Source organism: Halomonas litopenaei, assembly GCF_003045775.1.
In the GTDB taxonomy this organism is placed as follows: Bacteria; Pseudomonadota; Gammaproteobacteria; order Pseudomonadales; family Halomonadaceae; genus Halomonas; species Halomonas litopenaei.
Genome location: NZ_PXNS01000053.1, coordinates 1 through 383 on the forward strand (window position 1 = coordinate 1; position 383 = coordinate 383).

Annotated in this window: 1 protein-coding gene; it reads left to right on the forward strand. The window is 68.7% G+C overall.

Annotated elements, in window-relative coordinates:
* The coding region (locus C6W88_RS21825) for an Ig-like domain-containing protein (protein ID WP_197037183.1) at positions 1–383 on the forward strand (383 nt) is incomplete at both ends.

Here is a 383-nt window from a genome sequence, read left to right on the forward strand (position 1 = left end):
CCGTGGACGACGCCGCCAACACCGGCGAAGACACCCCCGTCACCTACAACGTACTGGCGAACGACACCCAGGGTGTGGATGGCGCCAGTGTCAGCGGCGCGAGCCTGCGTGATCCGAGCCAGGGCAGCGTGAGCTTCGACAGCGACACCGGTGAGGTGACCTTCACCCCGGCGGACGGCTTCGAGGGCGATGCGGTCATCGACTACACCATCACCGATGCCGATGGCGACACCAGCGACGCGGTGTTCACCGTCACCGTGGCGGCGGATTCCACGCCCACCGTCAGCGTGCCGGACGATTCCCCCGAGTCCGAGGGCGGTCAGTTCAGCGTCAGCGAAGCCGGATTGCCGGGCGGTAGCGCGGCAGGCGACGGCAGCCAGTCC